Source organism: Asticcacaulis sp. P2_B1 (assembly GCF_056404915.1).
This window is the reverse complement of record NZ_JBFUDD010000002.1, coordinates 867,619-894,110: the sequence shown is the minus strand read 5'-3', so window position 1 is coordinate 894,110 and position 26,492 is coordinate 867,619. Positions and strand designations below refer to the sequence as shown.

Genomic DNA, 26,492 nt, shown 5'->3' with positions numbered 1-26,492 from the left:
GCGTCGGCCGCTAGACAGTCAAATAGCGACGCTTCGCGTCAGGTTAATGCGCAAATGTTAACGCATCGGGGACGCGGTAGTGGCCCTCTTATCTCCTTCTTATCCCTTCTTATCTGTGTTCAACCTTCCCTTTGCCCGCCAAAGCCTGAGACGGGCCATTGCTTTCCTCCCCAGGAACGCGACTTGATTTTTTTGCGGCGATATGTCGGCTTGAGGCGATCTCAATCGTCTTCACTCCAGGCACAGGACCCAAAGCCATGCACTACGCCATTCTCTGTTACGATTCCGAGGCCGCGATCACCGCCTGGTCCAAGGAAAAAGACGCCCAGGTCATGCACGACCTCGGCCAGGTGCAGGACCGCCTGACGTCTGAAGGCAAGCTCGGGCCCGTCGCGCGGCTGATGCCGACCACCGCCGCCGTCACCCTGCGCAAGGGCCGCGACACCATGGTCATCGACGGTCCCTTCGCCGAGACCAAGGAACAACTGCTCGGCTTCTTCCTGGTCGACTGCGCCACGCTCGATGAAGCCGTCGACGCCGCCAAGCAGCTGGCCGCCGCCAGCGCCTCGGCCGGCTGTTACGAAATCCGCCCCATGTCCGTCTTTATTCCAGGAAGTTTCAGCTCATGACCGATCTGTCGTGGATAGGCGCCGCCGTCACCGCTGCCCGGCCCCAGGCCGTGGCCGCCCTGCTGCGCTATTTCCGCGACCTCGATCTCGCCGAAGAGGCCTTCCAGGACGCCTGCCTGCGCGCGCTGAAAACCTGGCCGGTCAAGGGGCCGCCGCGCGATGCCGCCGCCTGGCTGATCTTTGTCGGACGCAATGCCGGCCTCGACCAGACGCGCCGGCGGGCAAAACAGACCGCCCTGCCGGCCGAAGAGCTTTTGTCCGATCTCGACGATGTCGAAAGCCCCTTGGCCGAACGGCTCGACAGCGCCGATTATCGTGATGACATCCTGCGATTGCTGTTTATCTGCTCGCATCCCGATTTGCCGGCGGTCCATCAGGTGACGCTTGCCCTGCGCATCGTCTGCGGCCTGAGCGTGCCTCAGATCGCCCGCGCCTTCTTCGTCGGCCCCGCGGCCATGGAACAACGCATCACCCGCGCCAAGGCACGCATCGCCCAAAGCGACGTCCCGTTCGATACGCCAACGCCCGCCGAGCGGGCCGAACGCGTGGCCAGCGTCGCCACCATGATCTATCTCGTGTTCAACGAAGGCTATACCGGCAACGCGCAACAGTCCGGAGCGCGGGCGCCCTTGTGCGGCGAAGCCATCCGTTTGGCGCGGATGTTGCTGCAGCTGTTCCCGGCCGAGCCCGAAATCATGGGACTTCTGGCGCTGCTGCTGATTCAACATGCTCGTGCCGATGCCCGCTTCGACGCCCAGGGCGAGGCCATATTGTTGGAAGCGCAAGACCGTAGCCTGTGGAAACGGCCGCTGATCAATGAAGGTCTGGCCCTGATCGACAAGGCGATGCGCCATCGCGCGCCGGGTCCGTTCCAGGTTCAGGCCGCCATCGCCGCCCTGCACGCTCGCGCCGCCACGGCGGCCGACACCGACTGGACCGAGATCGAGCTCTTATACCGGACCCTGGAGCGTTTGCAGCCGTCGCCGGTCGTCACCCTTAACCGCGCTGTTGCCGTTGCCAAGCTGGACGGCCCGCAAGCGGCGCTCGATCTCATCCTGCCCCTGGCCGAGGCGCTGGACGGCTATTTCTATTTCCATGGCGCGATCGGCGCGTTCGAACAACAGCTGGGCCATGCCGGCGCCGCCCGCAAAGCCTTTACCCGCGCCATCGCATGCGCCGGCAGTTTGAGCGAAGCCGCCCATATCCGCCAGCATCTGGATCAACTCGAAAAAAATTCCGTGTGATTGTCGGCTTGCACTTGCGCCGATCGTCCTTGTTTCAGACTACCCCATCAAAGGAGAGAAACCCATGACCGATACCATCACCAGCACCGCGGAAGGCATGACCGACCCGGCCATCTATAACGGCGTCATCCCCTATATCAGCGTTGACGGCGCCGACGCCGCGGCGACTTTTTACAAAAAGGCCTTCGTCGCCGAAGAACTGCGCCGTTTACCGGCCCAGGACGGCAAGCGCCTGATGCACTGCCATCTCAAGATCCATGGCGGCTCGCTCATGATGTCGGACGCTTTTCCCGAATACGGCCGCGAGCAACAACCGTCGCACAGCTTCCTCATGACCCTGGTCGTCGACGACGCCGACCTGTGGTGGAACCGCGCCGTCGAAGCCGGCTGCGATATCGTCTCGGACCTCAAGATCGAGTTCTGGGGCGACTATTATGGCGAGCTGAAGGACCCGTTCGGCATTCGCTGGGCGATCAATTCGCCGGCCAAGAAGAACTGACGCCATGGCCCAGACGAAAACCCTGACGATCGCGGGCTATGCCTTAAGCGGCCTGTTCGTCCTGTTCATGATCTTCGACATCACCATCAAGCTGATGCAGCTGCCGATCGTCGCTACAACCATGCAAGCGCTCGGTTGGGCGCCTGCCAAGGCTGTCACCATCGGTGTCATCGAACTGGTCTGCATCGCCCTCTATGTCTTTCCGCGTACGGCCATCCTCGGCGCCATTCTGATGATGAGCGTTCTGGGCGGCGCCATCGCCACCCACCTGCGTATCGACAGCCCATTGTTCAGCCACGACCTGTTCGGCGTCTATCTGGGACTGTTCATGTGGGGCGGGCTGTGGTTGCGTGACGAAAAGCTGCGAAACCTGTTTCCCTACCAAGGGCGCTGACACCGTTAATTATATGGCTTTTCCTTAACCCCCCGTGGGGAAAGGGTTTTTTCAAAACCCCGACTCCGCGGGGGTTTTCATATGATACCCGTCATCAGGGTAAAGGCGGGGATAAGAGAAATTTTCGCGGTCACGGAAAAAACTTACATATGGTAGCGCTATCAACACGTTAAATTTTATCCAACCCCTTGAACTCATTTTAATTTTCCATCATGCTTGGGCCGCTTACCTTCCGGGCTCACTTTTCAGGTTCACTTATTGGGGGAGAGATCGATGCTCAAATCAGAACTCATCGAACGTCTGGCTTCCGAGTACCCGCATCTGACGCAAAAAGACGTCGAACGGGCTGTTAACCTCATCCTGGAATCGATGATTTCGACTCTCGAAAAGGGCGGCCGTGTCGAACTCCGCGGCTTCGGCGCCTTGAGCGTCCGCTCGCGTCCCGCCCGTGCCGGCCGCAATCCGCGCACCGGCGAATCGGTCAAGGTCCCCGCCAAACATGTGCCCTTCTTTAAAAGCGGCAAGGAATTGYGCGAACGCCTGAACCTGTCGGGTGACGACAACGATTAATTTGGCCGGCTTTCTGAGGAGCCACCCATGAGCATAGTCTCCGAATTCAAAACCTTTCTGATGCGCGGCAATGTCGTCGACCTGGCGGTCGGCGTCGTTATCGGCGGCGCCTTCGGTAAGATCGTCTCCTCGCTGGTCGACAATATCATCATGCCGCCGATCGGCTATGTGACCGGCGGGGTCGATTTTTCCAATCTGAAGCTGGTGCTAAAGCCCGCGGATGCCGCCACCAAGGCTGCCGAGGTCGCCATCTCCTACGGTGTGTTTATCAATACCGTCATCCAGTTCCTGATCATCGGCACCGCCATCTTCCTGGTCGTCAAGGCGATCAACAAGCTGATGCCGGCGCCACCCCCTCCGCCGCCAACGCCCATTGATATAGGCCCCAGCGAAAAAGACCTGCTGGCCGCCATTCTGGCCGAACTGAAGAAGAAATAAGACCAGAGGCCGGGGGAAACTCCGGCCTTTAGCTTTCCTATTTTTTTCTTTCTTATCTTTCTATCTAACCGGCGCCCTAAGCCGCTATGCTGCGGCGAAAACCGTTAGCTCTTGAGCACGTGCAGCGACGTGTATTCTTATACACGAGCAAGCGCGCGCAAAGAAATGACGCGTTTGCAGCCCGGCAGAGCCGGCTTAGGCTAGGGCTAGCTTAGGTCAGTCGAAAAGAGTGGCGAGACCTATGATTTCCAAGTCTTTGGCCAGCGTCTTATAAACCGGAATCTCGGCGACATACCCGCTCAACCGGCCTTTATCGAGATAGCGCTTGCAGAAGGCGTGGCCGTCGAACATGTCCGCCAACAGATCCATCAGATCGCCGGTCAGGTAGATACCGCCGCGCGCGCCCATGATCAGGGCCACGTCGGACGCCATGGCCGCCAGCCAACCCAGGCACAGGCCGACCGCTTCGGAGGCGATGGGATCGCCGATACTGGCCAGGGCGATGATTTCTTCGGGCGTGGTTGCCGTGCTATCGGCACTATCAATCTTCGACAGCGCTTGAAAGACGTCGACCAGACCCGCCAACGATACGGCGTGTTCGCGCGCCACATGACCGTACCTGGCGCGCAGGACCTTGAAAACGTCCCATTCGCGCGGCGTCGTCACCGGCAGGTCGGAATGACCGCCTTCGCAGGGGATGGCGGTCCAGCCGCCGGCGCCGTCGGGCGCCAGGGCCGCCAGGCCCAAACCGTGGTGGGGCCCCAGGACAGCGATCACCTGTTCTTCCATGGCCGTGGCGCCACAGATCTTTTCAACTTCGTTGGCATGGAGGCGCGGGATGGCCAGGGCGCGGGCGACAAAATTGTTGACCAGGTTAATGCGCTTCACGCCCAACAGGTCGCGGACCTCGTCGCGGACGATCGTCATGCCGTCTTGCGGTAGTTGCAATATGCCCTTGCGTTCCCAGCCGCGCGACGAAATCGCCACACCGATCAGCTTCGGCTGACCCTGGCGACCCAGAAAATCAAGTGCCGCCTCGTCAAAGGCCTCCCGGTTGGGACAGCTGTAAAGCGTTGAGTCGTGCGGTCGCGTGCCGGGGCGCGCCAAGGCCATCTTGACTGAGGCGCCAATCGTAAAATCACACAGCAAGACCGAATCGGACATGATCAGCGAATCCCGTTATGCGGGCAGATTAGTCGAAAAGTGTGGCCAAACCAATAACTTCGATGTCGCGCGCCGTTGTCTTGAAAACCGGAATTTCACCGACATAGCCGCTGAGCCGGCCCTTTGCGGCATAGCGTTTGACGAAGGCGTCGACATTGAACAGATCGCCGATCATATCGATCAGATCGCCGGACAGATAGACGCCGCCGCGCGCGCCCAGGATGAGTGCGACGTCGGACGCCATGGCGGCGAACCAACCCATGCTGAGGTCGATAACCTGAAGGCTGCGGGCGTCGCCCGTGCTGGCCAGGGCGATAATCTGTTCGGCGCCCGGGGCATCGGACGTGTCGCCGTCGATTTGGGCCAGGGCCGCCCACAGTTCGACCAGACCAGGAATGGAAATGACGCGTTCGCGCGAGACATGACCGTATTTCCGGCTGAGAATCCGCAAGACCGCGTCTTCGAGATCGGTCGTCGGCGCCAGATCGGAGTGACCGCCTTCAGTCGGCATGGCCGTCCAGTTGCCCATACCGTCAGGCGCCAAGGCAGAAACCCCAAGACCATTGTGCGGTCCGATCACCGCGATCACCTGTTCTTCGACGATGTCACCACCGCAAATCTGTTCGCGCTCATGCGGCTCGAGACGAGGAATGGCCAGGGCCTTGGCGACGAAGTCGTTGACCAGGTTGAGACGCTGGATATCAAGAAACTGCCGGATATCGGCGCGGTCGATGGAAAAGCCGTGATTGGGCAGATGGATAACGCCGCCTTTTTCCCAGCCGGCCGCGGAAATCGCCGCACCGCCCAGCCGCGGGCGGTCCTGGGCGTCGAGAAAATCGGAGATAGCGGTTTTGAACTCCGCGAGGCTATTGCAGGCATAATGGGTTGTCGCGTCCGGCCGGTCGCCACGGCGGGCGAGCGCGAGTTTTAGATATGACCCATTACTTATGTCGGCTAACAACACATAATCCGGCATAGTGACCCCGTTCTCAATCGTTCTTAATTATGCCGGCGTCTGACGCACCAGCTTGGTTAATAGACCTATTTAAAATCGAAATATTGATTTTTACTAAAGCTATGGCTTAAGCGAGGTGGGAAATGGGTGTTTTATGCAAATAAGCTGTAAAATCTGCGGTATTTCGACGCTTGAGGCAGCGCAAACCGCGCTTAATGACAGCGCTGACTTTTTGGGCTTCATTCACTTCGCCAAAAGCCCACGCCATTTAACCCTGGAAGCCATGGCCGGCTTGATGGCAGCGATTCGCGATCAAGGGGGTGCGGCACGCCTTGTCAGCGTTGTCGTCAACCCCGACAATGCGCTCCTGGAAGCCCTGCGCGATCGTGTCCGGCCAGACCTGATTCAACTGCACGGCAAGGAGACGCCCGAGCGCGTTGCCGCGATTGCCGCGACTATCCGAATTCCGCTGATTAAGGCCATAAGTGTCAGCGATATTAACGATTTGGCTGACGCCGGCGCCTATGAACCGCATGTCGAATATATGATGTTCGATGCCAAGGCGCCCAAGGACGCGGCCCTGCCCGGCGGCCTGGGATTGAGCTTCGACTGGTCGATCATGCGTCACCACGCCGCAGTCAAACCGTGGTTTTTGGCTGGCGGCCTGTCATCCGACAACGTGGCCGCCGCCGTACAAGAGAGCGGTGCCAGGATGGTTGATGTCTCATCGGGTGTCGAAACAGCCCCCGGCGTTAAGGATAACCGACTCATTTCGGACTTCCTTAAAGCGGCAAAAGCTATATAAGGCGCCATTCTAGCGCTCAAGCGCCGCGGGGCTCCTCGCACGAGCTCTGGCGCGCAGTCGCGCTTGCCGAAGGACATATTGTCCTTCGGAGCATCTCAACCAAGAGGAACGACCACGGTGAGCGATCCCGTTCTGCGACCCAATACCTACAGCCAACCGGACGCCAAGGGCCGGTTCGGTGATTTCGGCGGGCTATATGTCCCCGAAACCCTGATGCCGCTGGTTTTGGAGCTTAACGCCGCCTGGCAAGACGCCAAGAACGATCCCGCCTTTTGGTCCGAGTTCCACGGCCTGCTGAAACACTTCGTCGGCCGCCCCTCGCCGCTCTATTTTGCCGAACGCCTGACCGAACATCACGGCGGCGCGAAAATCTATTTCAAGCGCGAAGAGCTCAACCACACCGGCGCCCATAAGATCAATAACTGCATCGGCCAGGTCCTGCTGGCCAAGCGCATGGGCCGCACCCGCATCATCGCCGAAACCGGCGCCGGCCAGCATGGCGTCGCCTCGGCCACGGTCTGCGCCCGCTTCGACCTGCCGTGCATCGTCTATATGGGCGCCACCGATGTCGAACGCCAAAAGCCCAATGTCTTCCGCATGGGCCTGCTCGGGACCCAGGTCGTGCCGGTGACCAATGGCCATGGCACGCTCAAGGACGCCATGAACGAGGCGCTGCGTGACTGGGTCACCAATGTTCACGACACCTATTACATGATCGGCACGGCCGCCGGCATGCACCCTTATCCGGAAATGGTCCGCGACTTCCAAAGCGTCATCGGCAAGGAAACCCGCGCCCAGATCCTGGAACAGGAAGGCCGCCTGCCCGACGCCGTCATCGCCTGCGTCGGCGGCGGATCGAACGCCATCGGCATGTTCCATCCGTTTATCGACGACGACAGCGTGAAACTGGTCGGGGTCGAAGCGTCGGGCCACGGACTGGACGTCTATAACGGCCACGCTGCTTCCTTGAACGGCGGCCGCCCGGGCGTCCTCCACGGTAACCGCACCTATCTGCTGCAGGACGACGATGGCCAGATCTTGGAAGGCCATTCGATCTCGGCGGGCCTCGACTATCCCGGTATCGGGCCGGAACACGCCTATCTCTTCGATATCGGACGGGCGAAATATGTCACCTGTACCGACAACGAAGCGTTGGAAGCCTTCGCCCTGACCTGCAAGCTCGAAGGCATCATCCCGGCACTGGAATCGTCGCACGCCATTGCCCGCGTCGGGGAGCTGGCGCGCGAGGTCGGCAAGGGCGGTATCGTTGTGCTCAATTTGTCGGGCCGCGGCGACAAGGACATCGCTACCGTCGCCAAGCATATGGGTGATAAGGACGGGGGTGCGTTGTCATGAGTGTTGCACGTATCGACAAGCGCTTTGCCGACCTGAAGGCGCAAAACAAATCGGCCTTTATCGCCTATATCATGGCCGGAGATCCCGATCTTGAAACCTCGTTCGATATCCTGAAAGGCCTGCCGGCCGCCGGCGCCGATATTATCGAGCTCGGCTTTCCCTTCTCCGATCCGATGGCCGAAGGCCCGACCATCCAGCACGCGGCCGAACGGTCGTTGAAGGCCGGCACCAAGATCCGCCAGGTCTTCGAGCTGGTGCGCCGTTTCCGCGAAAACGACCAGGATACGCCGATCATCCTGATGGGCTATATGAACCCGGTCGAATCCATGGGTCACGGCGCATGGGCCGCCGCCATGGCCGACGCCGGCGCCGATGGCCTGATCGTCGTCGACTGCCCGCCGGAAGAGGCCGACGGCCTGACCGACGCCCTCGACGCCCACGATATCGCCCTGATTCGCCTGGCGACCCCGACCAGCGATACCCACCGCCTCAAAACCCTGGTCAAGCGCACTCATGGTTTCATCTATTATGTTTCCGTCGCCGGCGTTACGGGCGTTAAATCGGTCAATGCCGATGCGATCGCCGATGCCGTCGCCGAAGTGCGCACGGCTTCGGGCCTTCCGGTCGCCGTCGGCTTCGGAATCCGCTCACCGCAACAGGCGGCCGACGTCGCCCGTATCGCCGATGCCGCGGTTGTCGGTTCGGCCCTGGTCGACGAAATCAAGAATTCTTTACCCGATTTTGGCACTGCGCGCGTAAAAGTGCTGGAAAAGGCCGCAATTTTGGCACAGGCTGTGCATTCCGCGCGGCAAAACGCAATCGGTTGAGGTTTCGAACCGTTTGCGCGTAAACAAAAAATTAGAGCGAAGCACGCCTAATCGGTTGCTTCGCGCTAACTGGAGTTAAGTATGGCTGTGGCTGATACGACGAACAAAGGCCCCAAATTGCCGGCCGCCCCCAAGGCTGCCGAGCGTCGCGAACGGGGTGGCTGGCTGAGCAAGATCGCTCCCGGCATCTCCAACTTCGTCAATAACAAGCGCGAAACGCCGGAAAACCTGTGGGTCAAGGACCCGGACACCGGCGATATGATCTATCGCTCGGACCTGGAAACCGCTTTGTGGGTCACCCCAAGCGGCCGCCATATGCGCATCGGTCCCGACCTGCGCATGAAGTTCACCTTCGACGATGGCCAGTGGGAAGCCCTGCCGACGCCCGAAGTGGTCGAGGATCCGCTGCATTTTTCCGACGGCAAGCCCTATAGTGAACGCCTGAAGGCCGCCCGCGCCGCCACCAAGGCGCGCGACGTCATGACCATCGGCTATGGCCAGGTCCAGGGCACGCCCTGTATCGCCCTGGTCCAGGACTTCGCCTTTATGGGCGGCAGTCTCGGCATGGCCGCCGGCGAGGGCTTTATCGCCGCTGCCCGCGCCGCCATTGAACGTAAATGCCCGATGGTGGTGTTCACGGCCGCCGGCGGCGCCCGCATGCAGGAAGGCGCCCTCTCGCTGATGCAGATGGCGCGCACCACCCTGGCGATCCAGGAACTGAAGAACCACCAACTGCCCTATATCGTCGTTCTGACCGACCCGACGACCGGCGGTGTAACGGCCTCCTACGCCATGCTGGGCGATATCCATCTGGCCGAGCCCGGCGCCCTGATCGGTTTCGCCGGTCCGCGTGTCATCGAGACCACCATCCGCGAAAAACTGCCGGAAGGTTTCCAGCGCGCCGAATATCTCGTCGAAAAGGGCATGGTCGACCGTGTCGTACCGCGCTCGGAACTGCCGGAAGTGCTCGGCGCCCTGATGTCGATGCTGATGAGCGGACGGCGCAAGGCGGCTTAAGACACAATAATGATAACCGGCAGCTGTCTTTGCGGTGCTTTGCGCTATGAAGCCGATGGTCAGCCGCAATATGCCGGCTATTGCTGCTGCCGGGACTGCCGCAAGGCGTCGGGTTCCGGCTTTATCCCATTCATGGGCTTCAAGAGCAGCGCATTGCGTTTTAGCGGCAAGACCGCGCAGTTCAGGTCGCCGGCCTTTCGCGGCGGTGACGCCGTGCGCAACACCTGCCCGGTGTGCGACAGCCTGGTTTTCGGTGGCATTGTCGGCGAAAGCACCAACCATACCGTCTATGCCGGGTCGCTCGACGATCCGGCGGCTTTCAAGCCGACCATGGTCATTTTCAACCGCGACCGGCCGGATTGGGTCGTGCTGCCGGATAGCCTCAAGGTGTTCGACACCCTGCCGGACTGATCGCAATGGACGGGGCCGGCGAACACGCCTAAAACGGCGCCATGACCGACCGTCTCTTGCCCTTCGATGCGCCGCTGGAACGGCTGAAAGCCCTGCATCCCAAGCTGATCGACCTCAATCTCGAGCGCATGCTGCGGGTATGCGAGGCCTTGGGTCATCCGCAGGACAAGCTGCCACCGACCGTGCATGTCGCGGGCACCAACGGCAAGGGTTCGACCATTGCCCTGCTGCGTGCCATGGCCGAGGCACAGGGCCTGCGCGTTCACGTCTATACCAGCCCGCATCTCGTCCGCTTTGCCGAGCGCATCCGGCTGGCCGGGACCTTGATCGAAGAAGCCTATCTGTCCGAGGTTTTGCAAAGGGTCGAGGCCGCCAATGCCGGCGAACCGCTGACCTTTTTCGAGTCGACAACGGCGGCGGCATTCCTCGCTTTCAGCGAGGTTCCCGCCGACCTGTTATTGCTGGAAACCGGTCTCGGCGGCGCGCTCGACGCCACCAATATCATCACCCGGCCGAAACTGACTATCATCACGCCGATCGATTACGATCATCAGGCCTTTCTCGGCAATGAGCTGTCGCAGATCGCCCGCGAAAAGGCCGGCATTTTCAAGACCGGCGTGCCCGCCCTGAGCGCACGTCAGATCGACGAAGCCAGGCATTCGCTGGAACGCCAAGCCTTGAAATTAAGGGTGCGCGTGGACTTCCTCGGCGACGGGTTCGATATCTGGCGTGAAGGCGACCGGCTGGTCTTCCAGGACGAGGAGGCGCTTTACGATCTGCCGCGGCCGCGCCTGCCGGGCGAGCATCAGGTCGACAATGCCGCCCTGGCGATCAAGGCGGCGCTGATGCTGGACTTCACTACCGACGCCATAGAGCGCGGATTGCAAACGGCGCAGTGGCCGGGGCGGTTGCAGCAACTGCGCGCCGGACCGTTATTTGAGGCCTTGCCGGACAAGGGGTCGGAGTTATGGCTGGACGGCGGCCACAATCCCCATGCGGCGCGGGCCCTGCGCGACTTTATCGACCAGATGCAGATGCGCGACCCGAAGCCGCTACAACTGATCTGCGGTTTGATCAACACCAAGGACGCGACCGAGTTTTTTGCTTCCTTCGAAGGGCTCGACGCCCAGGTGACATGCGTGCCTTTCAGCAGCGACGCCGCCATCCCACCGGACGATCTGGTGCAGGCCGCGCAAAGCAAAGGGCTTGCCGCGGTGTCCGCAACAAGCCCTTTGGCAGCTCTTCAGTCCTTGCCGAACCAGGCGGTGCGTGTCCTGATCTGTGGCTCGCTCTATCTGGTCGGCGATTGTCTGGCGCTATCGCCGGACACGTATCCAACCTAACGCAGACGCGAGCATCGCTTCAAATTGGATGAGAGGCTAGCCGGCAAGCGCAGCAGGTATATCTAATACCTGCAAGCGCAGACTGCGACGACTATCGCCAATTTCAAGCGATGCTCTGTTCGGACAGCCATTCGAGGAGTTTCGCCTTCGGCATGGCGCCGACCTTCATCGAGGTCATTTGACCGTTCTTGAACAGCATCATGGTCGGGATGCCGCGGACGCCGAAGCGCGACGGCGTCATCGGCGAGTCTTCGATATTGATCTTGGCGACCTTGATCTTGGAGCCCAGGCCCTCGGCGACTTCCTCGAGAATCGGGGCGATCTGCTTACAGGGTCCGCACCATTCGGCCCAGAAATCGACCAGGACCGGCGTGTCGGACTTCAGCACGTCGTTTTCAAAGGTTTCGTCGGTAATTTTATGCGTGGTCATGGAGGTGATCCTCAGTGAACTTTCTGAATTACAGGTAGTAACTCAGAGCTCATAAATCAACGACTCAAAACTTCGCCAAGGCGCAGATTTACTAATGCCTCACTTAAGGGCGTTAACTTCGGGCCGTCGGTCCACAGCAGGGCCGCTTCAACCGACTTGTGCGGATAGATCTGGCGCAGCAGGGCGACATAGCCTGCCATCTGGCGTTGATAGGCAATGGCGGCGTCGTCGGCGCGGTCAGGAGCCGGGCGATTGGACTTGTAATCGATGACCAGCACGCGGTCGGCGGTGACGACCAGACGGTCGATCCGGCCCGACAGCATCAGCGCATGCCCGCCAGCGCCTTCGCCGATGCGGCCGGCCAGGGCGACCTCCGGGCGGGAGTCGGGCCCAAAGGCTTCGGCAAAACGCGCATCGGTGAGAACCGCCATGACGGCGCCGGCCATTTCGCGGCGTTGTTCGTCGTCAAGATCCACCTGCTTAGCCAGGTAGCGCGCCGCCACGTCGTCGCGTTTATCGGGCGCAATGTCGGGCAGGATTTCGAACAGTTTGTGGATCAGATTGCCGCGGCGATAACGGCCGAGCCCGGTCTGGGATTCGAGCGGTGACGGCGCGCGATCTTCAGCTTCGCGGTCTTCATCGCCGAGCTGCGAAATGGCCTGCCAGCGTTCGGTGTCGACATCGCCCTGGGCGACCATGGCGGTGACGAAATCAGGTAGCGGCGTTTCGGCCGGGCGCAGGGCGGCTTCGGCGGTCATGGCTTCGGAGCGTTGGCCATAGAGCCGCACCACCGCCTCGCGGCTGAGTTCGAGATCGTCGAACGGCGCCTTCAGCCGCATGACATCGAGCGTGACCTCCGCGTCCAGGCGATCGAAGGCTTCGGCCGCGAGGTCGTACCAGGCCGGAAAAGCGCCACGCGCCGCGGCCTTCTTGCCGGCATAGCCGCACACGGTTAGCCGGTCGCGCGACCGCGTCAGGGCGACATAGAGCAGGCGCAGGCCCTCCTTGTCGTCCTTCAAGGCTTTGGCCGTGCGGATGTCGGCAATATTGGCGGTGTCGGCTTTGCGGCCGCCGGCGCAAAGATAGAGGTCACCGTCGTCGCCGGTCAGTAACAGATCGTCCTTGCGCGCGATGCTGTGCTGCGGTCCGATCGGCAGGATGACCCAGGGCGCTTCGAGGCCCTTGGAGCCGTGGACGGTCATGACGCGGACGCTGCTGCCGCCCTCCTCCTGTTCGCGCTTGATCTGCGAGGCGTGAAATTCGAACAGGTCGAGGCAGGCGCTGAGCGAGGTGGCGCCGACGCCCTCGCCTTTCAGGGCCAGGGCCAGGGTTTCATCGAGCACATCTTCGCATTCATCACCCAGGCGGGTCAGGAAGCGCTGCTTGAAACTGCGGCCGGCCATGTCGCGGCGGTTGAGGACGCGCGCCAGGAAGTCAAAAGCGGTGAGATGGAGCGCCGCCTTTTGCGCCCACAGCAGGAAGACACGTGCCGCGTCGAACGAACCATCCGTGTCCGGATGATGAAGCAGGGTTTGCCATAAGGATGTGCGGCGGCCGTGGCCGAGACGGAAGAGCTCGTCTTCGCTGACATCGCACAGCGGACTGCGCAAAATGCACGCCAAAGACAGGTCGTCATTGGGTTGCAGGCAGAAGCGCATCAGGGCGCGCAGATCCTGGAAAGCGATATGGTCGCCCAGTTTCAGGCGGTCGGCGCCGGAAACCGGGACGCCGGCCATCTTCAGTTCACGGATGATATGTTCAAACAGGGCGTCGCGCTTGCGCACCAGGATCAGCACATCGCCGGCATGCATGGGATGCCAGCGCTTGGCGGTCTTATCGAAAACGCTGCGGCCGATGGCGATTTCGGCCTTGATGGTCGCCGCCAGCTGCTGGGCCAGGCGCTTTTGCGGCGGTTCGCGCGACGGGGCATCGACCGGGGCGATATCCTCGTCATCGGCCGTTGTTTCCGGCGCATCTATGGGCAGGACAAGCGGCCACAGCTCGACAAGACCCTTATGACCGATGCGCTTGGCTTCGTGGACGATGGGCTGGCTGGTGAAGTTGAGGGCTTCGGACAGGTCGGGCGCGTCGAAGACGGCGTCGACGAAACTGAGGATTTCGGGCAGGGAGCGATAACTTTCGACCAGTTCCGGTGCGACGAATTTTTGCCCGGCTGCTTTGGCCAGGCCGGCGAAATAGCGGCTCTCATCGAGAAATATCTGCGGCTCGGCGCCCTGGAAGCCATAGATGGACTGCTTTTCGTCGCCGACGGCGAAGATGGTGCGTGAGGCGTCGGCTTGACCGCGACCGGTGAAGAACTCGGCGGACAGGGCCTTCACGATGCGCCATTGGTCGTCGGAGGTGTCCTGGGCTTCGTCGACCAGGATATGTTCGAGGCCACCGTCCAGTTTGAACAGGACCCAGGCCGACATATCGCCGTCATTCAGCAGGGCCTTGGTCCGGTTGATCAGGTCCTGGAAATCGAGGGCGCCCTCGTCGCGTTTGGCCGTGGTGTAGATCAGGCTGAAATATTGGAACAGCAGCAGGGCATCGAGGGTATTGGAGGCGATTTCGACGGCTTTCAGGGTGTCGACGAGGGCGGCGATTTCGACAGCCATGCGATCGAGCATCATGGCGTCCGAAATCGCGGTCTCCTTGGTGTAGACCGATTTGCGCAGGCCCCCGGTCTTGGTGAAGAAGACCGGCTTGATCAGTTCGATGTCGAAGCCGTTGCCGGATTCGAAATTGAGGTGCAGTTCGAACAGGGCGCGGCCGGCCTCGATATTGGTCTTGGACGAACCGGCGCTGAGGGCGCCGGCCAAATCCTTGATCACCGTCCATTCGATGCGCCGGGCGTAGGCGTCGAGGCAGTCATGCGTCGTGCACACACCATCCAGGCCGAGACGATGGAACAGAGCGTGTTGCCAGTCATCGTCGCGGTTCGTGAGATCGGCAAACGCTTCGGCGATATCGTCGTGCTGGAGGATGTATTGCGCCAGCAGCTTCTCGAAGCCGAACACCTTCAGTTTACGGATCAAACGATCGCGGGACTCTGCCAGGGAGTCGGGCTTTGGCATCGTCAACAGGTCGGCGATGGCGTTCTGAGCCAGGTCCTGGGCGATCAGGTCGTCCAGGACCTGGAAGGCGGGCGATAGCTTGGCTTCGAGCGGAAAACGCCGCAGCAGCTTTTCGCAAAAGGCGTGGATGGTCTGGATCTTCAAGCCGCCCGGTGTTTCCAGGGCGCGGGCGAACAGGGCGCGGGCTTCGGCCAGGTCACGGAAGGATTCGTCGATGCCGGCCAGGTCTTCGGCCAGTTTTTCATCGCTGGCGATCGCCCAACCGCCCAGGCGTTCGAACAGGCGGCCCTGCATTTCGGCGGCCGCGGCCTTGGTATAGGTGACGCACAGGATGTGTTCCGGACGGGCGCCATTCAGCAACAGACGGGCGACCCGGTTAACCAGGGTCGAGGTCTTGCCCGAGCCGGCATTGGCGGTCAGGAAGGACGAGGCGGTCGGATCGGCGGCGACGTTTTGGTTGTTGATCATGAGGATAGCTCCTCATCGCCGTCACTGGCGGAATCGTCGTCACCGAGGACATGCCATTCGTAGAGGCGGGCCAGTTGATCGTAATCGCCGCCGCGGGTCTTGAGGAACTGCGGCGCCGTCCACGACAGATAGCCCTTGTCGGCCTCGGCATAGCCCGCCAACCGGTGTTTGAGGCTGGCAAGCGCGGCCTCGGCCAGGTCGTCGCTGGTGGCGCCGTCCTTGTCGCGCACCGGTTTGACCGAGGTGCCGTCGGGCGAGACGCGGACATAGACCAGGTCGCCGATGTCTTTACCGCCGATACCGGCAAAGCCACCGTGTTTGATAATCGCCGCCGTCAGGGTCAGTTGCGGATAGAAGCCGGCGACGACCTGCTTCGTAGAGGGCGGCATGCCAGTCTTGAAATCGAGGATATCGATCCGGTCGTCTCGCACCTCCAACCGGTCGGCGCGCGCGGTCACGGTGAAGTCGCCGGCGGCCGTCGCGAAGGTCAGCTTGCCCTGCTCTTCAATGCGCAAACGCGGCCGGTCGCGGCGGCGTTCCTGCTCGAAATCGACAAAGGCCGACGCCATGTCGGGCAGGAGCGGCCTTTGCAGGGCCAGTTGCGCCGGCGACAAATGGGTGGCGGCCAGTTCGTCCTCCAGCAGGTTGCGCAACCGTTCGGCGCCCGCGCGGCCGAGCGGTACGTCTTCGCGGACGAAGCGTTCCAGACTGGTGTGAATGGCGGTGCCGCGTTGACGCGCTTCGACGGGTTCGTTGGGCCGGTCGAGCGGCCGCAATCCCATCACCCGCTTGGCGTAGATGGCATAGGGGTCGCGAACCAGGACCTCGACATCGGTCACCGGCAGGGTTTTCGGTCGGGCGGCGACCGGCGGCTTGGGGTTGGGGCGTTGCGCCGGTTTCAGGGTCGCCGGTTTGACGGTCAAACCGCGGTCCATGGTGCGTGCCCAGTCGAGCATGCGCTGACAGCCGGGGATGTCGGCGCCGGCGCCATCGCACAGGGTTTTCAGCCGCCACAGCCAGCGCGATTGCACCTGGGGCTCGCCTTCTCGCCGCGCCCGGGTGACGAGATAGACGTCGGGCGCCGACGCCGCCTGAACGAAGTCGTGGGCCGACAAGCCGGTGCGGCGTTCGGGACTGGGCAGGCCCAGCTTGGCGCGCATCGGCCGCGACAGGAAGGGATCGAGCTCCGGCGCCTGGGGCCACACGCCTTCTTCGAGGCCGGCCAGAATCAATCGGTCGGCCTTGACGAGACGGGCCTCGATGGCGCCCAGGATCAACAGACGGGGATGGGTATTGCCACCGGTGCGGACCTTGGCCTGGCCGATGACGTGGCTCAGTATGTCCTCGACCTCTTTCAAACTGGCGACCTGGAAACCGGCACTTTCGCGGATGAGTTCGGAAAACAGTTCCGACGCCAGGGCGCCCGGCGCGCCGGCCCACAAAAGCTGGTCGTTGCTCAACGCTTCGGCCAGTGTAACGACCCGGCGGATGGCTTCGGCGAGGTCGCCGACCGGGTCGCGGTAGCGTGTGATGACGGCGACATAGTCGGTCCATAGAGCCAGGCCGTCGGGATCGCGGCGCTCTTCGGGGACGACCTGCACCATGGCGGTGATGGTGGCGAGATCGTTGGGCGCAGCCCCGCGCAGACCGTAGCGTTCGACAAAAAACAGACCCTTGCGGCCGGAGAAAATCGAAAACGGATGGTTGAACAGCGCCAGCAGGGCAACGGGATCGTGCGGCGTGCACATCAGACCCAGCGCCGTCAGGATGAATTGCCCCGTGAGGCTGTTGGCCAATGGGTCGCCGGCCGAGGAGTCGGCTTGCAAACCCCAGCGCGTCAGGCGGGCGCTGACGCGGCGGGCCAAGCCCTGATCGGGCGTCACAAGTGCCGCCACCTTACCCGGGGTTTCCAGGGTTTCACGCATCAACAGGGCAATGACGGAGGCGGCTTCTTCGTCGCGGGCGGTGGCGATTTCGCACAGGCCGTCGAGGCCTTCGCCGATCATGTTGTCGCCCTCGGCCTTGAGGTTGGCAATTTGCGTCAGCCAGTCCTTGGTCGCTTCGGCCGGACGCAGGGCTTCATTGAGCAGCCGGCGGCGGGCATGGGCGCGGCGACCCGCGTCGATCGAGGCAGGCCAGACGCGGACCACATTGCGGTCGACCTTATGGCGGTCGAGCATGCGTTTCATGGTGTTTTGCGGGTGCGAATCCTCGATCAGTTTCCAGACATCGTCGGCGAGGTTGAGGTCGAGTCCCGGCAAGACGACGGCGCCTTGCGGGGCGCGCGACACCACGTGGGCCAGGTCGGCGGTTGAAGGCGCCGAACCCGTGGTGCCGGCCAGGATCAGCGGCGTTTCCGGCGTGCGTTCGCGCCATTGATTGACCAGCCGGCGGATGAGGACGACCTGGCGCTCGCTCGGGTCCATCAGTTTCAGCTCGGCCAGGCGTTTCGGCCAAGCGTGGACAGCGACTTTCAGGAAACGTGCCGAGATCTGCCAGTGCTCCGCCCAGGTTTCCAGCGCATATTGGTCTTCGCCGGTGCCGGCCACCAGGTTGTCGAGCTTGTCGGAGGCATCGACCTCTTCAAGCGCCAGTGAGTCGAAGAACTTGGCCAGGCTGTCGGCCAGTTCGAGCGAGCGTTTCGCCGTCATGTCGCGGCTGTCGTTATAGTTTTCCAGCACAAGGCGGGCCAACTCGAAGCGCCGGCGGACGCCACTCAGCGCCGGGGCTAAGTCAAGGCCGAGGATTTCGAGATCGAAGGGCGGTTCGCCTTCGTCGAGATCGCCGATGGCGCGGATCTGCGGCAGCAAAAGCGCGCCGCCGCGGGTCAGCATGGAAAAGGACTGCGCCAGCGAACGGGCGCCACGCCGCGTCGGTGTTAGGATCTGCGCCGTCGACAGACGATCACCCAAGGATTGGCACAAACCGTGGGCCAGATCGTTGAGGAAGCAGCGGCCGGCGGGGATTGAATACCAGCGTGGCCCATCATGAGCGAAAATGTCGGATATGGCGGACATGGCGCGACCTTGGTCTGAGTCGCCTGTCAATTAAAGCTTTTGCAGGCGTTGTTCGGCCTCGGCCAGGGCCTGAGGATCGCCGACGTGCATCCAGTCGCCGTCCATCAGGCTGCCGGCCAGACGGCCTTGTGGGGCCAGTTCGCGCCAGATTTTCGCCAGCGAAAAGGCTTCCTCAGAGACCGCATCGACGATCTGCGGCTTGGTGATGTGGACGCCCATATAGTTGAGCGGCGCGGCCGGCGCGTCGTTGCGGAAGGTCAGTCGGCTATTGGCGTCCATGAAAAAGTCACCGGCGCCGTCGAAACCGGTTGTGCGCTTCATTTGCGCCAACAGCAGGGCGACATCCATCGTCTCAGGGTCCCACAGCCTGACCAGGTCGTTCAGCGCCTGGCCGTCTTCGATCCACACGCTGTCGGTATTGGCGACCCAAATGGGCTCTTCGCCGAGCAGCGGTCGGGCTTTTTTCAGGCCGCCGCCGGTTTCCAGCAATTCGCCGCGTTCGTCGGAGATAACGATATCGATGTCGGTGCGGGCCCTGAGATGGGCTTCCAGCTTATCGGCGAAATAGTGGACATTAACGACGAACCGCTTGGCGCCGGCGTCGCGCAGGCGGTCCAGCATGTGATCGATCAAGGTCTTGCCGGCGACCTCGACCAGGGCTTTCGGCCGGTCATTGGTCAACGGCCGCATACGCGTGCCGAGGCCGGCGGCGAGGACAAAAGCGGTCGTCGGTGCCGAAGTCATGCCGGCACGGTGGTGTTCAGCTTGGCAGCAAAGCCGTAGCGTTCGAACCAGTCCTTCAGACCTTCCATGCCCGCGGCCTGGAGGTTGCGGCCCAGATGGCCCCACATGCGCGGCATGAAGGCTTCGTAACGCGGTTTGTGGTCGCGATAGACCAGGCGGGCGAAGATGCCGAGGATACGGCATTCGTTCAGGGTGGCGAGCGCCGTATAGTCGCGCATGAAGGCGGTACGGTCGACGCTGGGGCGCAGGCTGAAATAATGATCCAGGCAGGCGGCCTCGAGTTCGGGCGAGACATCGCGGCGGGCGTCCTGAAGCAGGGACAGCAGGTCCCACGACGGGTGCGAGCGCAGGGCGTCCTGGAAATCGATCATGCCAACGCGGGCGACGCCTTCGCGTTCGGGCAGCCACATCAGGTTTTCAGCGTGGTAATCGCGATGGATGAAGACCGTGGCGCCGGCTTCGGCGCGTTGGCGCAGCGGCGCCCACAGGGCTTCCCACTCCTCGACAGCGCGCTCGCTGACCGAGGTCGACGGGTCGAATTTCGGGAACCATTCGACGAACAGGTCGCAGCCGGTCTTCAGCGCCAGGTCGTCATAGCTGAGCAGCGGCCAGTGGCCTTCCAGCACGTCGGGCGGCGTCAGCTCGTGCAACTGGGCCTGGGCTTCGATGGCCGAGATATAGAGCGGGCGTTCGTCCTGGCCGCGGGCGATCAGGGCGGCAAACAGGTCGTCGCCGAGGTCTTCGGAGATCAACAGGCCGTTGGCGGCGTCGACTTCGATGATTTCAGGGGCCGACAGCCCTTGGGCGCGCAGGTATTGGGCGGCGGCGACAAAGGCTTCGATGCGGCCGGCAGCCAGGCGCGCCATGGCATTATAGCCCGACTGGCGGCGTTCGCTTTCCGTTTCGTGCTGGCGGCAAGGCTGGGATTCCAGGGCCGGCGGTTGGTCCATCAGCATGAAGGTCGAGCCGTCTTTGCGGACCAGGCGTTCATAGGTGCGGGTGGAGGCATCGCCTGGCAGGGGCTGACGTACGGCATCGGCAAACCCGGCGCTCAAAAGAAAGCGGCTTTTGATGGCCTCTCTGTTACTCATCGGCGTTTTAGTCCCTGAAACGGCCTTTGGGGGAAAGGGTGGCAATGCGGCCGCCCGGAGGTCCGTCAGGCAAATTGGTCTTATTGGCTTGTTTTAGAACGATATCGAGACGGTCGTCAAAGCCCAAATGCGCCAATTTGTCCGGCCATTCGATGATCAGGACGGATGAAGGCAAGGCGTCGTCGAGGCCGAGCTCGTAACTCTCCTCTGGAGCCTTCAGGCGATAGAGGTCGAGGTGGACGATGTCGAAGGCGTTACCGTCATAGGTTTGCATCAGGGTGAAGGTGGGTGACGGCACGTCTTCGTCGGGCGAGGTCAGGGCGCGGATCAAGCCGCGAGCCAGGGACGACTTGCCGGCGCCGAGATCGCCATGGAGGTATATGACGTCGCCGGCGCGCAGGTGCGGCGCGATCAGGGCGCCGAGTTCGGCCGTGGCGGCCTCGTCAGGCAGGTGCAGGGTACGCTCCCGCGACAGGTCCAGTTCAGCGCTGTCCGCAGGCGTCAGCATAACTCACACTGTATCTGACATTGATGGTTCGGCATTGTTTCCATGATGGAATGGTACTCGCATTTTGGTTTGCTTTGTCAAGGGCGCGAAGCGCGGCCTACGGCCGTAAACCCTTGACTAAACAAACCAAATGCGAAACGCTCCGCCATCGCAACAATGACGGATCCCGCCTCACGGTTGCCGGAAGGGCGCGTCCGACGTCGCCAGGGTAAGTTCAACATAGGTCTTCAGACTGTCGGTATCCAGGCCCGGCGTTTCCGGATCGATCACCGGCCCGAAGCCGAGATCGAAGCGTTTGCCCGCCTTGTTGAGCAGTTCGTGAAACAGGGTGATGTCGCGCAATTCCTGGGAAAAGCGATTGAACAGGTGAAACCAGAAGGAATCGGGGCCCGACACGTGAACCGGCACGATCGGCGCCTTGTACTTCTGCGCCAGCGACACGGCCGTCGACGCCCACGGCGGATCGATCAGCTCGCCGGCCTTATTGCGCCGCGCCAACCGTCCGGCCGGAAACATGACGACGCAGCGTTCGCCTTCAAAGGCATCCTTGGCGCCTTGTAATGTCGCGCGGGTCTTGTCGCGCGTCCGTTTGGCTTCTACCCATTCGACGGGGATCAGACTTTCGGCAAAGCGCGGACAAACCCTTAAGGCATCGGCATTGGCAAAGAAGATAGCGTCCGGCCGCACCTTCATAACGGCGTCATAGACGGCCACGCCATCGGCAATCCCGGTTGGATGATTACACACAACCACGCAACGCCCGGACACCGGCAAACGCTCCAGATGATGGGCATGCACATCCAGCGACAACAGGTTCGATACGTAGTCGAGCGCTTCACGCCCGCCCATATCCGCGATCGCATCGGCCATGCGGACGGCTGTATTGCGCCCGAGGATGGCATAGAGCACCGGCTTGACGACCGGCCAGACGGGAGACCGCACCAATCGCGGCGCGCGCTCATAGATCATTTCGTCGATGATATGCAGTTTCCCCATGCCCCTGCTCTGGATCAAAACTCGTCCGTTGGCAAGGCGCGCCTTTCGGTGCTAGGTTGCCGCCATGGACCAAAAGGACGACCCCGACGTGACACCGCCAAACTTGACTGAGCACGAAGACCGCCGCCGGCCAAAATCAGTCGTCCCCTATGCGATTCTTTGGGTTATCTGCGTTTTGTGTGTGATTTTTGCACTTGTCGCCATGCTAAATCAGGGCTGAGCACCGCCACCCTGTGGATTATATCGATTTTTTACATTAACCATTTGTAAACCATTGAAGTTCGCGCAATCGACCATGAGCCTTTGCGAAGAGGCGAATTGCGGCTATAGTTTGACATGGTTAATGCGGTTGGGGGTTGGAATGAGCAGGAAATTCCTGTTGTGGGCTATGGCATTGGTCGTCATTATTCCTGCCCTGTTTGGGACGGGATACTGGCTCTATTGGGATCGCTTTATCCGCTACGCGCCCGTCACCATCACCAATGTCGAAAGCCAGATCGCCATTCAAACCCTGCTTGACCAGGGCGATTACCTGTCGCCGGGCAAGAAGGACCGCTGGGTCTATCTCGTCACCTATCGCGGCTGTAAGGAATGCCGTAACTACGAAGAGCAGGAATTCCCCAAGCTGCAAGCCGCCGGCGTCGAAACCCGCGTCATCGTCTATACCCTGGCCGACAACCAGGGCGTCAAGCGCTCGACCCCGCCGGAACGCGCCACTGTCGCCGAACTGTGGCTGACACGGAACTGGGCCTTCTATCAGGCCTGGCAGTCGGCAACCGACGATACCTGGACCGCCGAAGGCCTGACCTCGGCGGATACCGACTGGGGTCGCCGTGCCGTGGTGCTGGGCGCCCAGGACTATGTCAACCAATTGGCCGCGCAGTTGCGCGCCAATAAGGTAACGGTGGGTTTCCCGCTGGTGATTTGGCGCGACAAGAACAATCAGTTGCGCGTCTGCGGTTGCACCAATGAAAAAGCCTATCACTTCATTCGTGACGATTTGGGCGCGTCTGACGGCATTATGGGGCCGCAGCAGCTGCTCGACAAACTACCGGGTAATCTGACCCTGCCGTTCGGCAGCGAAAGCAGCCCGTCGTCGCAGGCCGCCCCGGTGGCCGAGCCGCCGGTCGTCATGCCGAGCGCGACGTCGCAATAAGGGCGAAACCCGCCAAACAAAAACCCCGCCAGGCCAAGCCTGACGGGGTTTTCTTTTTCAGTTTAGCCAAAAGGCCTATTCTGCGTCGGGGTTCGGAGCCGCTTCGGCATTGGCCATGGCGGCGCGGAGTTCGGCGCCCTTGGAACCGCGCGTCGAGTTCATCGAACGCTCGGTGATACGGGCCGACTTGCCGCGGCGATCGCGCAGATAGTAGAGCTTGGCGCGACGGACGACACCGCGGCGCTTGACTTCGATGCCTTCGATCAGCGGCGACAGCAGCGGGAATACGCGCTCGACGCCTTCACCGAAGCTGATCTTGCGGACCGTGAAGTTTTCGTTGATGCCGGCGCCGGCGCGGGCAATGCATACGCCTTCGAAGGCCTGGACGCGTTCGCGGTCGCCTTCCTTGATCTTGACGCTGACGCGCAGGGTGTCGCCGGGCTGGAATTCGGGGAAGGTCTTGGAAGCGCGCATCTTTGCGACTTCTTCGGCCTCGATGGTTTGCAGTAAGTTCATGGTACTAACCTTTCTTTGGGGCTTGAATGCCTTTTGCCTGTAAATTGGAAAGATAAGCGGCCCATAGATCGGGACGCCGTTCCTTCGTCGTTGCCTCTCTTTGTTCCTGCCGCCACTTCGCCGCCTTTTTATGGTCGCCGGAGAGCAGCACTTCGGGGATGTCGAGGCCCTCGAATGTCCGCGGTCTTGTGAACTGCGGCTGTTCGAGGAGGCCATCCTCAAAGCTTTCGTTATCGAGACTGGCGGACGCGCCGAGAACCCCCGGAATAAGCCGCACCACCGCCTCGATCGTCACCATCGCCGCCGCTTCTCCGCCCGCAAGGACGGCGTCGCCGACGCTGATTTCCTCGAACCCCCGGGCGTCTAACACCCGTTGATCCACCCCTTCGAACCGGCCGCACAAAACGACCAGGCCGGGCTTGGAAGCCCATTCCTTGACCTTCGCTTGCGTCAGGGGCCTGCCGCGCGCGCTCATATAGACGAGAGGGCGATCTGAAAGCTCCATCGAATCAAGAGCTTGTGCGATCACATCCGCCTTGAGGACCTGACCGGGGCCACCGCCCGCGGGGGTATCGTCAAGAAAGCCGCGCTTATCGCTCGAAAAGTTGCGAATGTCCAGTGTTTCCAAGGACCAGCGGCCAGATTCTTTCCACGACGTCCCGATCAAAGACACGCCAAGCGGCCCCGGAAAGGCCTCCGGGAACATGGTCAGGACGGTGACGGCATAGGGCGCCGGAGCGGCGTCTGGATTTGGATTATCGGACATGCGGCTCTATAACCGCAGTTGCGACCAGAGTCACCCACCCGTATTTAGCTACCCTTGCGGCGATCCAGCTCGTTCTTGACCGCGCTCCAGGTGGCGACGCAGTACGGCGTGATATAGTTGAGCGCGACGTGACCCCAATGGATGTCATGCCAGGCCAGGATGGCCGAGCCCTGATTGATGGCGTTCAGGATCGTGCCGATGACCACCGCCACCTTCAGGGCGTTGAACGCAATACGCCGGCTGAAGGCCAGTTGCCAGAATGTCGTCATCGCTTATCGGTTCCCCTGCATCAACAGCGCTTGTCGCACCGGTGCTGACGACAGGCAAGAGGGAAGCCTCAAAGGGCGCAGGCCCGGCTTGCATCCGCGATCGTCTTGTCGCATACTGGCACCAGCTTTAAGGGCGCTTCCGGTCCGCGGAAAGGGATTTTCCCACCTTCATTCACGACCTGAAGTCATACTTCTTTCAGCCCGTTTTGCGGACAATGGGCATTCCTGGAAGGAGTCTGCTATGTCGACCGACGTCGATCCCTCACATCTCAATATCGAATTTTACCGCAAGCAGGCCAAGGCCCTGTTGAAGTCCGCCAAGGCAGGTGATGCCGATGCCGCGCGGCGTTTGCCGTCTGCAGCCCCGGCCCTGCATGACGCGCAATTGGCGATCGCCCGCGAACAAGGGTTCGCCAGCTGGCCGCGCTTCAAGGCGTTTATCGTCGAATCGCGGTTGGATTTCCACGGCCTGGTCGATGCCTTTATCGATGCGGCGACTTCGGATTTCGAGCGCGCCCGCAGCCTGCTGGCGGCCCATCCGCAATTGGCCCGCGCCGGCTTCTACCCGGCCCTGGTCCTGGGTGTTACCCAGGTCGTCGGGCCTTATCTGGCGGCGCGTCCCGAACTGGCGACGGCGAAATCCGGGCCGCAGAAGGTCGAGCCCTTGATCTATGCCTGCTTTTCGCGCTTCGCCCGGCCGGGCGGCCGCTTTGCCCCGCAGATTGTCGAGACGGTGCGGCTGTTGTTGCAAAGCGGCGCCGATCCCAGCACGACGTTTCACGGCGACGACGGTCCCTTGTCCTGTCTCTATGCCGCGGCGGGCCTGCATGGCAATCCGGACCTGACGCGTGTCCTGCTCGAAGCCGGCGCCGATACCGAGGACAATGAATCCCTCTATCATTCCACCGAGCATCACGACCTGGAATGTATGAAGCTGTTGCTGCAAGCCGGCGCCAAGCTCAATGGCACCAATGCCTTGAAACACATCCTGGATTGGGAATCGCCGGAAGGTGTCCGGCTGTTGCTCGATGCCGGCGCCGATCCCAACGAGGTCAATGCCCAGGGCGACACGGCCCTGCATTGGGCCGTCCGCCGTATGCGCAGCCCCAAGGTCGTTGAAATGCTTCTGGACGCTGGTGTCGATATCGATGCCCGCCGCAAGGATGGCCGCACGGCCTTTGCCATGGCCACTGTCCACGGCGCCACGGGAGTCGTCGATCTGCTGACGGCGCGCGGCGCAAATACGCGGATTGATCCGTTTGATGCTTTTGTCGCCGGTATAGGCGAACTGCCGCCAATCGATGCTGGTTCCGCCATCAATGCGCGTTTGCTGACGCAACTGGCGGAAAGCGGCAATGTCAGGGCCGTGGAAGCCCTGGTGAAGGCCGGCGTGCCGCTCGACTCCCGCGGCGATATGGGTGAGACGGCCCTGCACTGGGCCTGCTGGAAGGGCAATGTCCCTCTGATCAAACTGCTGCTCAGCCACGGGGCGCCGCTGGATGCCAAAGAAAGCACCTATGGCGCACCGCCGTCGGGCTGGCTGCATCACGGCGCCACCAACTGCCGCGCCGGCGACTATGCCGAAGGGACGCGGTTATTATTGGCGGCCGGTGTGCGCGACTGGGATGGCCCCAGCGGCAACCCGGCCATGGATGCTGTATTGAAGGAGGCAGGCCTTATTCCATAAGGATTGCCGCCGCCGGCATTCGGAGTAGTCCTGGGCTTTTTTGAGGAAAACCGGCACTCCGAATGCCAATTCGGTTAGACGCGACAGGTGTTTGCATACCATTGAAATGCGAAGA

Annotated in this window: 26 protein-coding genes; 14 read left to right on the top strand and 12 right to left on the bottom strand. The window is 61.7% G+C overall.

All coding sequences use genetic code 11. From position 1 onward, the window contains the following. Positions 1-257 precede the first annotated feature (257 nt). The 6 genes from AC1DX3_RS08480 (at position 258) to mscL (ending at position 3,774) form a co-directional block, all read left to right on the top strand. Positions 258-629: a YciI family protein gene (locus AC1DX3_RS08480; protein WP_476988817.1), complete on the top strand. Its 372-nt coding sequence runs from the start codon at positions 258-260 to the stop codon at positions 627-629. After that, positions 626-1,873 (top strand): RNA polymerase sigma factor, encoded by a 1,248-nt coding sequence (locus AC1DX3_RS08475; RefSeq protein WP_476988816.1) that lies wholly within the window; start codon positions 626-628, stop codon positions 1,871-1,873. Before AC1DX3_RS08480 ends, AC1DX3_RS08475 begins: the two co-directional genes overlap by 4 nt. Before the next feature lie 64 nt (positions 1,874-1,937). Next, the gene (locus AC1DX3_RS08470; protein WP_476988815.1) at positions 1,938-2,372 is read left to right on the top strand and encodes a VOC family protein; all 435 of its coding nucleotides are present in this window, start codon (positions 1,938-1,940) and stop codon (positions 2,370-2,372) included. Positions 2,373-2,376: 4 nt separating this feature from the next. Continuing rightward, positions 2,377-2,766 (top strand): DoxX family protein, encoded by a 390-nt coding sequence (locus AC1DX3_RS08465; protein WP_476988814.1) that lies wholly within the window; start codon positions 2,377-2,379, stop codon positions 2,764-2,766. A 273-nt stretch (positions 2,767-3,039) separates the two neighbouring features. Then, complete coding sequence (locus AC1DX3_RS08460) at positions 3,040-3,336, top strand: integration host factor subunit beta (protein ID WP_476988813.1); 297 nt, start codon at positions 3,040-3,042, stop codon at positions 3,334-3,336. Positions 3,337-3,363: 27 nt separating this feature from the next. Further along, the gene (gene mscL / locus AC1DX3_RS08455) at positions 3,364-3,774 is read left to right on the top strand and encodes a large-conductance mechanosensitive channel protein MscL (RefSeq protein WP_476988812.1); all 411 of its coding nucleotides are present in this window, start codon (positions 3,364-3,366) and stop codon (positions 3,772-3,774) included. A gap of 216 nt (positions 3,775-3,990) precedes the next feature. Here mscL and AC1DX3_RS08450 read toward each other — a convergent pair whose 3' ends face one another. Continuing rightward, positions 3,991-4,938 (bottom strand): glucokinase, encoded by a 948-nt coding sequence (locus AC1DX3_RS08450; protein WP_476988811.1) that lies wholly within the window; start codon positions 4,936-4,938, stop codon positions 3,991-3,993. A gap of 28 nt (positions 4,939-4,966) precedes the next feature. Beyond that, positions 4,967-5,902, bottom strand: a complete 936-nt coding sequence (locus AC1DX3_RS08445) for a glucokinase (RefSeq protein ID WP_476988965.1) — start codon at positions 5,900-5,902, stop codon at positions 4,967-4,969. Positions 5,903-6,047: 145 nt separating this feature from the next. Here AC1DX3_RS08445 and AC1DX3_RS08440 point away from each other — a divergent pair, with 145 nt between their 5' ends. The 6 genes from AC1DX3_RS08440 to AC1DX3_RS08415 all read left to right on the top strand — a co-directional run bounded on the left by AC1DX3_RS08440 (position 6,048) and on the right by AC1DX3_RS08415 (position 11,652). Then, positions 6,048-6,698, top strand: coding sequence for a phosphoribosylanthranilate isomerase (locus AC1DX3_RS08440; RefSeq protein WP_476988810.1), 651 nt, complete (start codon positions 6,048-6,050; stop codon positions 6,696-6,698). A 132-nt stretch (positions 6,699-6,830) separates the two neighbouring features. After that, the gene (trpB, locus tag AC1DX3_RS08435; protein WP_476988964.1) at positions 6,831-8,054 is read left to right on the top strand and encodes a tryptophan synthase subunit beta; all 1,224 of its coding nucleotides are present in this window, start codon (positions 6,831-6,833) and stop codon (positions 8,052-8,054) included. Then, the gene (gene trpA / locus AC1DX3_RS08430) at positions 8,051-8,881 is read left to right on the top strand and encodes a tryptophan synthase subunit alpha (RefSeq protein ID WP_476988809.1); all 831 of its coding nucleotides are present in this window, start codon (positions 8,051-8,053) and stop codon (positions 8,879-8,881) included. The genes trpB and trpA overlap by 4 nt, the downstream gene beginning before the upstream one ends. An 81-nt stretch (positions 8,882-8,962) precedes the next feature. Continuing rightward, on the top strand, positions 8,963-9,898 hold the full coding sequence (locus AC1DX3_RS08425; protein ID WP_476988808.1) for an acetyl-CoA carboxylase carboxyltransferase subunit beta: 936 nt from the start codon (positions 8,963-8,965) through the stop codon (positions 9,896-9,898). A gap of 9 nt (positions 9,899-9,907) precedes the next feature. Further along, complete coding sequence (locus tag AC1DX3_RS08420; protein WP_476988807.1) at positions 9,908-10,309, top strand: GFA family protein; 402 nt, start codon at positions 9,908-9,910, stop codon at positions 10,307-10,309. A gap of 41 nt (positions 10,310-10,350) precedes the next feature. Further along, positions 10,351-11,652, top strand: coding sequence for a bifunctional folylpolyglutamate synthase/dihydrofolate synthase (locus tag AC1DX3_RS08415; protein ID WP_476988806.1), 1,302 nt, complete (start codon positions 10,351-10,353; stop codon positions 11,650-11,652). A 103-nt stretch (positions 11,653-11,755) separates the two neighbouring features. On the opposite strand, the gene trxA is transcribed toward AC1DX3_RS08415, so the two are convergent. From trxA to AC1DX3_RS08380, 7 genes are all read right to left on the bottom strand, one after another. Next, positions 11,756-12,082, bottom strand: a complete 327-nt coding sequence (gene trxA / locus AC1DX3_RS08410; protein WP_476988805.1) for a thioredoxin — start codon at positions 12,080-12,082, stop codon at positions 11,756-11,758. A 56-nt stretch (positions 12,083-12,138) separates the two neighbouring features. Continuing rightward, positions 12,139-15,627, bottom strand: coding sequence for a double-strand break repair helicase AddA (addA, locus tag AC1DX3_RS08405; protein WP_476988804.1), 3,489 nt, complete (start codon positions 15,625-15,627; stop codon positions 12,139-12,141). Continuing rightward, positions 15,624-18,644, bottom strand: a complete 3,021-nt coding sequence (addB, locus tag AC1DX3_RS08400; protein ID WP_476988803.1) for a double-strand break repair protein AddB — start codon at positions 18,642-18,644, stop codon at positions 15,624-15,626. Before addB ends, addA begins: the two co-directional genes overlap by 4 nt. Positions 18,645-18,674: 30 nt before the next feature. Next, entirely contained in the window at positions 18,675-19,388 is a 714-nt protein-coding gene (gene murU / locus AC1DX3_RS08395) for an N-acetylmuramate alpha-1-phosphate uridylyltransferase MurU (protein WP_476988802.1), read from the bottom strand. Then, positions 19,385-20,479, bottom strand: a complete 1,095-nt coding sequence (gene amgK / locus AC1DX3_RS08390) for an N-acetylmuramate/N-acetylglucosamine kinase AmgK (protein WP_476988801.1) — start codon at positions 20,477-20,479, stop codon at positions 19,385-19,387. Before amgK ends, murU begins: the two co-directional genes overlap by 4 nt. A gap of 7 nt (positions 20,480-20,486) precedes the next feature. Next, positions 20,487-20,987 (bottom strand): tRNA (adenosine(37)-N6)-threonylcarbamoyltransferase complex ATPase subunit type 1 TsaE, encoded by a 501-nt coding sequence (gene tsaE, locus AC1DX3_RS08385; RefSeq protein WP_476988800.1) that lies wholly within the window; start codon positions 20,985-20,987, stop codon positions 20,487-20,489. Positions 20,988-21,158: 171 nt separating this feature from the next. Continuing rightward, the gene (locus tag AC1DX3_RS08380) at positions 21,159-21,983 is read right to left on the bottom strand and encodes a GNAT family N-acetyltransferase (RefSeq protein ID WP_476988799.1); all 825 of its coding nucleotides are present in this window, start codon (positions 21,981-21,983) and stop codon (positions 21,159-21,161) included. Positions 21,984-22,344: 361 nt separating this feature from the next. Between AC1DX3_RS08380 and AC1DX3_RS08375 the strand changes: the two genes are divergently transcribed. Continuing rightward, entirely contained in the window at positions 22,345-23,139 is a 795-nt protein-coding gene (locus tag AC1DX3_RS08375; RefSeq protein WP_476988798.1) for a hypothetical protein, read from the top strand. Positions 23,140-23,214: 75 nt separating this feature from the next. On the opposite strand, the gene rplS is transcribed toward AC1DX3_RS08375, so the two are convergent. Genes rplS through nrtS form a run of 3 tightly spaced genes read right to left on the bottom strand, consistent with a single transcriptional unit; the run spans position 23,215 to position 24,690 of the window. Then, complete coding sequence (gene rplS, locus AC1DX3_RS08370) at positions 23,215-23,655, bottom strand: 50S ribosomal protein L19 (RefSeq protein ID WP_476988797.1); 441 nt, start codon at positions 23,653-23,655, stop codon at positions 23,215-23,217. A 4-nt stretch (positions 23,656-23,659) separates the two neighbouring features. Next, on the bottom strand, positions 23,660-24,421 hold the full coding sequence (gene trmD, locus AC1DX3_RS08365) for a tRNA (guanosine(37)-N1)-methyltransferase TrmD (protein WP_476988796.1): 762 nt from the start codon (positions 24,419-24,421) through the stop codon (positions 23,660-23,662). 44 nt (positions 24,422-24,465) lie between these two features. Next, positions 24,466-24,690, bottom strand: a complete 225-nt coding sequence (nrtS, locus tag AC1DX3_RS08360) for a nitrate/nitrite transporter NrtS (RefSeq protein ID WP_476988795.1) — start codon at positions 24,688-24,690, stop codon at positions 24,466-24,468. Positions 24,691-24,931: 241 nt separating this feature from the next. Here nrtS and AC1DX3_RS08355 point away from each other — a divergent pair, with 241 nt between their 5' ends. Then, positions 24,932-26,377, top strand: a complete 1,446-nt coding sequence (locus tag AC1DX3_RS08355) for an ankyrin repeat domain-containing protein (RefSeq protein WP_476988794.1) — start codon at positions 24,932-24,934, stop codon at positions 26,375-26,377. Positions 26,378-26,492 lie beyond the last annotated feature (115 nt).